This window comes from Mycobacterium sp. 1245852.3, assembly GCF_001669335.1.
In the GTDB taxonomy this organism is placed as follows: Bacteria; Actinomycetota; Actinomycetes; order Mycobacteriales; family Mycobacteriaceae; genus Mycobacterium; species Mycobacterium europaeum_A.
In genome coordinates this window covers 1-8714 of record NZ_LZLL01000332.1, presented here as the reverse complement: position 1 = coordinate 8714, position 8714 = coordinate 1, and the positions used below count along the sequence as shown (strand labels likewise).

Below are 8714 nucleotides of genomic sequence, written 5' to 3'. Positions count from 1 at the left end.
TGGTGTCCCCGGTGATCCGCTTGATCGGTTTGATCATGTCGTCGTCGTAATAGTTGACCAGCGACTGTTGTTGCGCGGGCGTGATCGTGGCGTTGCCCAGCTGACCGAATCCGGTGGTCAGCGTCGTCATCGCCTCGTTGACGCTGAAGCCGCCGCTGTAGACGATCAGCGAATTCGAGACCTCCCGGAACAGCGCCTGTACGGCCCGCTTCTGCGACTCGCGCAACTCGATCAACCGTTCCGATTCGACTTGGCGCAACGCGTTACGGCCGGACACGGCGCCGATGAGGCCGATCACCGCCACACCCAAAATGCTCGACAGCAGCATCGTGATCAAGATCTTGGACTGGATACCGAACCGGAAGCGGGCCAGGGCGCGCTGCCGCACGCGCTTTGCGGCCGGTTGGGCCGGACCGGTATCGGTATGGGGTTCGGCGTCCGTCAGCTCGCTCGTGGTCAATCGCCTGCCCTTTTCTCGTTCGATCCTGCACCCCTAACGCAGCAGAATATCGCGCGGACATCGAGATATTCGGCGTTTGCCAGGACGCGATTCGGCGTCGAAAGTGCCGGTCGCCCCGGTGTGCTTTGGCATCCCGGCCCGACTAACGTCGGCGGCATGACACGCGTTTGTGTAGTGGGCAGCGTGAATCTCGATCTGTCGTTGGGCGTGGACGCCCTTCCACGGCCTGGCGAAACGGTTTTGGCGTCGTCGTTGACGCACACCCCCGGCGGCAAGGGGGGCAATCAGGCGGTGGCGGCGGCGCGCGCGGGCGCGACGGTGCAGTTCGTCGGAGCGCTCGGCGATGACGCGGCCGCGGGCCGACTGCGCTCGCACCTCGAGGCCAATGGCGTCAGGCTCGACGGGGCCGTCGAAATCCCCGGACCCAGCGGCACGGCCATCGTGGTGGTCGACGCCAACGCCGAGAACACGATCGTGGTGGCGGCGGGCGCCAACGGCCGCTTCACGCTCAGCGACGAGCGTGCCCGCTCGGTCGTCGGCGACTGCGATGTGATGTTGACCCAGCTCGAGATTCCGGTGCCCACGGCCGTCGCGGCCGCGCACCACGCGCGCTCGGCCGGAGCGGTCGTCGTCGTGAACGCTTCGCCGGCCGGCCAGGATCCCGGCTCGTTGGGCGACTTGGCGGCCGCGGCGGACGTGGTGATCACCAACGAAGAGGAGGCCGACGAATGGCCCTGGCGCCCAGAACATTTGGTCGTGACGCTGGGCGCGCACGGCGCCCGTTACGTTGGCGCGGACGGCGAATACACGGTACCGGCCCCGACGGTGGCCGCGGTGGACACCGCCGGAGCCGGTGACGTGTTCGCCGGCGTCCTGGCCACGAATTGGCCACCCAACCCCGGCTCGGCGGATCAGCGGCGACTGGCGTTGCAGCGAGCCTGCGCAGCGGGTGCGCTGGCGACCCTTGTCGCCGGCGCCGGTGATTGCGCGCCGGACGCCCAGGCGATCGACAAGGCGCTGCGGGGCGCGTCCTAGCCGCTGCGCCCGCCGACATCGTGGGCGATTCGCAGGCCGTCGCCGGTTTCGAGCTCGTCGGCGGACTGGCTGAGCAGCACACGACTTCGGCTCGGCGACAGTAGGCCCGACAGGTAGTGATGCGGTGCGTCGGCCGCGTACACGAGGCGGTTGACCCGCAACACGGCGGCGCCGATCGGCATGTCGAGCAGGTGCGCGTTGCGCGGACCCGCGATTTCGGCCGTGATCTCGTGCCGCACCCGGTTCACCGTGACTGCATTGTCGGACAACAGCTCGTAGAGCGGCGCGCGCCGCAACGCCGCCTCGGTCAGCACCGGGGCCAGCTCCGGGGGCAGCCAAGCGTCGGTCACCAGCAACGGCTCACCGGTCCTGCGTTGCCGCCGCACCCGCACGATGTGCAGCAGATCGCCGCCGCGCCGCAGGGTTTCGGCGACCACCCGTGGGGGCGGCCGGGTGCCCAGTTCGACGACCTCGACCTCGGTTTCGAATTGGGTCTGACGCAGTTCTTGCAGGTATGAGCGACTCGCGGGCACGTCGGCCGGATCATGTTGGCGTACAAAAGAACCCACACCCTGCCTGCGCTCGATGTAGCCCTGTTCGGCAAGGTCGGCCAGCGCGCGGCGCACGGTGATGCGGGAGACCCCGAACTGATCGCACAGCGTCTGCTCGGTAGGCAACGCCTCGCCGGGGGCGATGACCCCGCGGTCGATCTCGTCGTGCAGCACCAGGAACAGCTGCCGGTGCAACGGCACACCGGCGGCCGCGGACACCGGGCCGGCCTTGTCGCTGCGCTGCTGCACGGTGCCCAATGCTTCCACACCGCCTCCCTTGCGCGACCGCGTCAGTTGTTATAAACATATAACAACTACCCAGACGTCTACTAGCCCGAGGGGGTCGCGATGACAGCGGTGCAGCAGCGGGCCGCCACCGATCCGGCCGGACCGACCGGGCGCCTGGCCACCTGGGTCGCCGATCTCACGCTCGACGACGTCCCGCCCACCGTCGTCGAGCGTGCCAAACACCTCCTGCTCGACGGCGTCGGCTGCGCCCTGGTGGGCGCCCAACTACCGTGGTCGCGCGTCGCCACCGACGCCGTGCTGGGTCTGGAGGGATCCGGCGACAGCGTCGTGATCGGCACCGGACAGCGGACCAGCGCGCCCGCGGCCGCGGTGCTCAACGGCACGTTCATCCAGGGTTTCGAACTCGACGATTTCCATCCGCTGGCCCCGCTGCACAGCTGCTCGCTGCTCATCCCGGCGCTGCTGTCGACGGCGTCGACACGCCCGGTGCCGACGACCGGGGCCGACCTGGCACTGGCGGCCATCGTCGGGTTCGAGGTGGGTCCACGCGTCGGCTACACCCTGCACGGCACCCAAATGCTGGACCGCGGATGGCATTCGGGACCCGTCTTCGGCACCCATTCGGCGGCAATGGCGTCCGGCAAATTGCGCGGCCTGCCACCGGCGCAGCTGGAGGACGCCCTGGGTTTGGCCGCAACCCAGTCGGCGGGTTTGATGGCCGCTCAATACGAAGCGATGAGCAAACGCATGCACCACGGCCTGGCCGCCCGCAACGGCTTCTACGCTGCGGGTCTGGCGGCCGGCGGTTACACCGGAATCAAGCGGGTGTTCGAGCGCGAATACGGCGGCTTCCTCAGCGTTTTCGGTGAGGGCCACAACCCGGATGCCGCGGCGCTGACCGGCGAGCTCGGCCAGCGCTGGGAGACCACCGTCATCATGGTCAAATCCTATGCGGCGATGGGTGGGCTGCACGGCGCCATCGACGCCGCCCGGGAATTGCGGAATTCGATTGCACCGGAAGATATCTCGTCGGTCGACATCACCGTCGGGGAGACCGTGTACAAGCACGGGTGGTGGCAGTCGCAGCGCCCGCTCCCTCCGATCGGGGCCCAGATGAACATCGGGTACGCCACCGCGGCCGCGCTGCTCGACGGCAACGTGCTGCCCGAACAGTTCACCCCCGCGCGCCTTGATGCCGACGACATCTGGTCACTGATCGCGGCCACCACGGTGCACCTCGACGAATCGCTGGCCGACGCCGGCATCACCGAGAAGTTCCGCACCGACCTCGCGGTCACCACCCGGGACGGAACCGTGCACCGCGCGCGCGTCGCCCTGCCGCACGGCGCGCCCGACGATCCGGTCACCAACGACGAACTGGTGGCCAAGTTCCACGCCCTGGCCGACCGGGTCACCAGTCGCGGCCGCGCCGCGGCGATCGAGCGCGCGGTGACCGGGCTCGACGACCTGACCGACATCAACAACCTCATCGATGTGCTCGCCGGCCCCGTCGCGGGCGCACTGGACTGAAAGGACTCGGATGGCGACAACACCGGCCCGCTCTCGGCTCAAAGAATTGTTGAACAAGCGCGAATTGATCGTCGCGCCGGGCGTTTTCGACGGAATATCGGCACACCTGACCAGACGGACCGGACACGTCGCGGCATATCTGACCGGCGCCGGTGTGGCCGCGTCGGGATTCGGACTGCCCGACATCGGTCTGGTCACCGCGACGGAAATGGCCGATCGGGTCGCGATGGTCACCGACGCCCTGGGCGACGTCCCGCTGATCGCCGACGCCGATACCGGCTATGGCGGACCCATGAACGTGGTGCGCACCGTCCGTTCCTACGACGCGGCCGGGGTGGCCGCCATCCAGTTGGAGGACCAGGTATTTCCCAAACGCTGCGGGCACCTGCCGGACAAGCAGGTCGTCGACGCGACGGTGTTCGAACGGACGCTGGCGGCCGCACTGGATGCCAGATCCGACGACAACCTGCTGGTGGTGGCCCGCACCGACGCGCGCGGCCCACTCGGGCTGGACGCCGCGATCGAGCGCGCCAACCGGTACGCACAAGCCGGGGCCGATATCATTTTCGTCGAGGCGCCGCAGGACGTCGGCGAAATCGAGCGCATCGCAGCCGAAGTGGACGCCCCCCTGCTGATCAACCTGGTGCTCGGCGGCCTCACACCGTTGCAGTCGGCGTCGCGCCTGCAGGAGTTGGGTTACGCGATCGCCATCCATCCGAGCAATCTGTTGATGCAGACGACGTTCGCCATGCTGCAGAGCCTGTGCGAACTCAACGGCACCGACCTCGCCGCCCAGCTGCCGAGCTCCCCGGAAGACTTCTTCAACCTGGTGGGCATGGCGCAATGGCGGGCGCTCGACGACAAGTACGCACAGATCGGGGACCGCTCATGGGCATGACCGTCATCGAAAAGATCTTCGCCCGCAAGGCCGGGTTGGACTCGGTGGCCCCGGGTGACACCGTCGTGGTCGACGTGGACATGACCGTCCTGATCGACCTGCAGTTCGGCACCATGTGGATACAGCCCAACCGAATTCACGATCCCGACAAGCTCGCGGTGATCATGGATCACGCCGTGCCCGCCCCGACCATCAAGGACGCCGAGGGCGGTCAGCACGCCCGCAGCTTCGTCGCCGACTTCGGCATCGAGCGCTTCTACGACGTCGGCCGCCACGGCATCTGCCATCAGGTGATCGCCGAGAACGGCTTGGCGCGCCCGGGAGAAGTATTGGCCTGCACCGACTCTCATACCTGTGCGGCCGGCGCGTACAACACCGCCGCCCGTGGCCTGGGTCCCGCCGAGATCTATTCGATCATGTGCACCGGTTCCACGTGGTTCCAGGTCGCGCCGACGATCCGCTACGAATTCGACGGCGCCAAGCCGGACGTGGTGAGCGGCAAGGACATCTTCCTGCACATCGCCAACGAGTACGGCGATGCGCCCAATCAGAACCTCGAATTCGGCGGGCCCGGCCTGGCCGGCATCCCGATGCACGACCGGCGGACCATCGCGACGCAGGGCGCCGAGGTGTCGGCCGATTTCAGCACATTCGAGCCCGACGATGTGTTGGCGTCGTTCCTCGCCGAACGCGGCGTCACCGGATTCGAGGCCGTCTCACCGGATTCCGATGCCGCCTATCAGGACGTGCGGCGAGTGGACCTGGCGGCGCTGGAACCGTACGTGGCGCGGCCGGGCACCGTCAGCCGCAACGGATCGCCGGTATCACGATTGGGCAGACAGAAAATCGATCAGGCTTTCATCGGTTCCTGCGCCAACGGACAACTCGAGGACCTGCAGATTGCCGCGCAGGTGTTGCGCGGCAAGACCGTTGCGCCGGGCGTGCGGCTGCTGATCACGCCCGCGTCCCAGGCCGTGTACCGCGAGGCCATGCGTCGCGGCTACCTTCAGGACCTCGCCGACGCCGGCGCCGTCGTCACCAACTCCACCTGCGGCGCCTGCTTCGGCTACCACATGGGTGTGGTGGGGCCCGGCGAGGTCTGCATCACGGCCAGCACCCGTAACTTCACCGGGCGCATGGGCAGCAACGAGGCCGAAATCTTTATGGCCTCCCCGGCCACCGTCGCCGCATCCGCGGTCACCGGCTACATCAGCGACCCGAGGAGTGTGACCGCATGACACTGCGCTTCAGCGGCAAGGTATGGGTGTTCGGCGACAACCTGAACACCGACGCCATGTATCCGGCGTTCGCCATGAAGATGGATCCGGCCGAGGCCGCCAAGCACATCTTCTACGAGGTGCGGCCCGGCTGGACCGACGACGTCTCCCCCGGCGATATCGTGTTGGCCGGCAAGAACTTCGGGCTCGGCTCGTCACGCCCGGTGGCGGCGCTGTTCGTCGAACTCGGCGTCGCCGGCCTGGTCGCCGAGGAATTCAACTCGCTGTTCTTCCGCAACGCCGTGAACTCCGGGCTGCCGGCGATCACCGTCCCCGAGGCCACCTCGGCGTTCAGCGACGGCGACACCGGAACCTTCGACCTCGGCGACGGCAGCTGGCGCAACGACACCACCGGGGTCGCGGGCACCGTCGCGCGCCTGCCCGACCTGATCCTCGACATCATCGAGAGCGGCGGTGTGCTGCCCCGGCTCGCCCGGCAGGGCTACCTGCCTACCGAAATGGGCGACCTGCTGCGCTCACCCGCGGTGGCGATGCGCGGCGCGGGCAGCGGCGCGTGATCGAGCGTCTGGGCCGGGCGTTGCGCGGGGTGCGCGCGGGTGCCCGCCGAAGCCCGCTCGCCGGCGGCGCGTTCGAGGCGCCCACGACCATCGCCGTAACCAGCACCGCGTTCACCGACGGGGGCGCCATGCCGGCGTCCAGCGCCGGCAAGGGCGTCGGCGACAACGCCTCCCCGCCGTTGCGCTGGGACGCGCTGCCGGGCCGCACCCGCCAGGTCGTGCTCGTCATGGACGACGTCGACGTCCCGCTGCCCCGGCCCCTGTTGCACACCGTCGCGGTGATCGACCCGAGCGTCGGCGGCGTGGCCGCGGGTGCGCTGCAGCCGGGATGCCCAGGAATCCGCTTCCCGCGGGCCGACCTGGGTCACCGCGGCTATGCCGGGCCACGGCCGATCCCCGGCCATGGGCCACACCACTACCGCTTTCAGGTATTCGCGCTCGATGTCACCATTCCGGACGCCGTGACCAACGCCAAGGGGCTGCTGGCCGCGATGCGCGGTCACGTGCTGGCGCGGGGCACGCTGACCGGAACCTACGAGCGCTAGCCACCGATCGCCCCGCTGACCTGCGGTTGGCAGTGTTTGGCAGCGCCCGGCGTCGATCTGGCAGTGGGCTGGGAGCAGCGTCGGTAGCGATCGCAGTCCGCCAGAGAAAGGAACATCATGTCCGCTATCACGCTTGACCGCACCGGTACCCGGGACGGCTTGCTTCGGCTCGCCATGCGCGCCGACGCCGCCATCAGCGGGCTGGTCGGGCTGGCCGGTCTGCCGTTCGCCGGCTGGCTCGCCGACCTCTCGGGCACCACGAAGGCGTTCGAGTACGCCATGGCCGCGTTCTTGATCGCGTACGGCGTGGTGGTGTTCGGGCTGGCCAGCCTGCCATCGGTGCGGCGCGCCGGCATCGGCGTCATCATCGCCAACGTGGCATACACGGTGGCCGCGATCGTTCTGGTGCTCGCGGACGTCTTTCCGTTGACGTCGGCCGGCGTCGTGTTGAACCTGGCGGCCGGCGCTTACACGCTGGTGTTCGCCGAAGTGCAGTACCAGGGGTGGCGGCGCGCCAAGGCGTGAGCGCGAATGCTCGCAGGCCCGCTCGGTGATCCGGGCGGGCCCGTGAGCGCAGGCTAGTCCTTGGGGATTTCGCGTTCGATCTCGTCGAGCCAGATGCGCGCGGACATGTCGGACGGCGCGCGCCAATCCCCCCGCGGCGACAGCGAACCCCCGTGCGACACCTTGGGCCCGTTCGGCAGCGCCGAGCGCTTGAACTGGCTGAACGAATAGAACCGCTGCACGAAGACCTGCAGCCAGTGCCGGATCTCCTTGAGCGTGTAGGACGGCCGCTTGTCCTCGGGGAAGCCGGGGGGCCAGATGCCGTGGTCGGGATCGCTCCAGGCGTGCCAGGCCAAAAAGGCGATCTTGGACGGCCGGAATCCGAAGCGAAGCACATGGAACAATGAAAAGTCCTGCAGCGCAAATGGACCCACTTTTGCTTCGCTGCTCTGCAGCTCTTCTTCCTCGCCGCTGGGCACCAGCTCCGGGGTGATCTCGGTGTCGAGCACCGACTGCAGCACCTCGCTGACCTCCGGTTCGAACTGCTCCGACGAGATGACCCAGCGGATCAGGTGCTGGACCAGTGTTTTGGGCACGCCGGCGTTGACGTTGTAGTGCGACATCTGGTCGCCCACCCCGTATGTCGACCAGCCCAGTCCCAACTCGGACAGGTCGCCGGTGCCCAGCACGATGCCGCCACGCTGGTTGGCCAACCGGAACAGGTAGTCGGTGCGCAAACCGGCCTGGACGTTTTCGAAGGTGACGTCGTACACCTTTTCGCCGCGCGCGAACGGGTGATCCATCTCCTTGAGCATCAGTTCCGCGCTCTGGCGAATGTCGATCTCCGCGAACGTCACACCCAGCGTGCGGCACAGCTCGGACGCGTTGCGTTTGGTGCGGTCCCCGGTGGCGAAGCCGGGCAGCGTGAACGCCAAAATGTCGCTGCGCGGCCGTTGTTCGCGATCCATCGCGCGGGCGGCCACGATCAGGGCGTGCGTCGAGTCCAGTCCACCGGAGATCCCGATGACCACCTTCGGGAAATCCAGCGCGCGCAGGCGCTGTTCGAGGCCGGCGACCTGGATGTTGTAGCCCTCGAAGCAATCCTGTTCCAGCCGTTGCGGATCGGCGGGGACGAAGGGGAAGCGCT

9 protein-coding genes and 1 pseudogene are annotated in these 8714 nt (G+C 68.1%); 7 read left to right on the top strand and 3 right to left on the bottom strand.

The annotated features are described in order from the left end of the window. Positions 1–460: pseudogene (locus tag A9W96_RS15165) on the bottom strand (adenylate/guanylate cyclase domain-containing protein); the annotation flags it as partial. Between the two features lie 156 nt (positions 461–616). Here A9W96_RS15165 and A9W96_RS15160 point away from each other — a divergent pair. Further along, positions 617–1495 (top strand): ribokinase, encoded by an 879-nt coding sequence (locus A9W96_RS15160; protein ID WP_067140874.1) that lies wholly within the window; start codon positions 617–619, stop codon positions 1493–1495. Here the strand turns inward: A9W96_RS15160 and A9W96_RS15155 are convergent. Further along, positions 1492–2304: a GntR family transcriptional regulator gene (locus A9W96_RS15155; RefSeq protein WP_066867137.1), complete on the bottom strand. Its 813-nt coding sequence runs from the start codon at positions 2302–2304 to the stop codon at positions 1492–1494. The genes A9W96_RS15160 and A9W96_RS15155 overlap by 4 nt on opposite strands. Positions 2305–2394: 90 nt before the next feature. On the opposite strand from A9W96_RS15155, the gene A9W96_RS15150 reads away from it, so the two are divergent. The 6 genes from A9W96_RS15150 (at position 2395) to A9W96_RS15125 (ending at position 7588) form a co-directional block, all read left to right on the top strand. Then, a complete protein-coding gene (locus A9W96_RS15150) occupies positions 2395–3825 on the top strand; it encodes an MmgE/PrpD family protein (protein ID WP_067140871.1) in 1431 nt (476 codons plus the stop codon). A 10-nt stretch (positions 3826–3835) separates the two neighbouring features. Then, entirely contained in the window at positions 3836–4723 is an 888-nt protein-coding gene (locus tag A9W96_RS15145; RefSeq protein ID WP_067021838.1) for an oxaloacetate decarboxylase, read from the top strand. Then, positions 4714–5961: an aconitase/3-isopropylmalate dehydratase large subunit family protein gene (locus A9W96_RS15140; RefSeq protein WP_067140868.1), complete on the top strand. Its 1248-nt coding sequence runs from the start codon at positions 4714–4716 to the stop codon at positions 5959–5961. The genes A9W96_RS15145 and A9W96_RS15140 overlap by 10 nt, the downstream gene beginning before the upstream one ends. Beyond that, complete coding sequence (locus tag A9W96_RS15135; protein ID WP_067140865.1) at positions 5958–6518, top strand: 3-isopropylmalate dehydratase; 561 nt, start codon at positions 5958–5960, stop codon at positions 6516–6518. Before A9W96_RS15140 ends, A9W96_RS15135 begins: the two co-directional genes overlap by 4 nt. Next, positions 6515–7063 (top strand): YbhB/YbcL family Raf kinase inhibitor-like protein, encoded by a 549-nt coding sequence (locus A9W96_RS15130; protein ID WP_066867077.1) that lies wholly within the window; start codon positions 6515–6517, stop codon positions 7061–7063. The genes A9W96_RS15135 and A9W96_RS15130 overlap by 4 nt, the downstream gene beginning before the upstream one ends. Positions 7064–7180: 117 nt before the next feature. After that, on the top strand, positions 7181–7588 hold the full coding sequence (locus A9W96_RS15125) for a hypothetical protein (protein WP_082972275.1): 408 nt from the start codon (positions 7181–7183) through the stop codon (positions 7586–7588). Positions 7589–7641: 53 nt separating this feature from the next. Here the strand turns inward: A9W96_RS15125 and A9W96_RS15120 are convergent. Further along, positions 7642–8714: NAD(+) synthase (locus A9W96_RS15120; protein WP_067140862.1), on the bottom strand; the 1073-nt coding region annotated here is incomplete at its 5' end.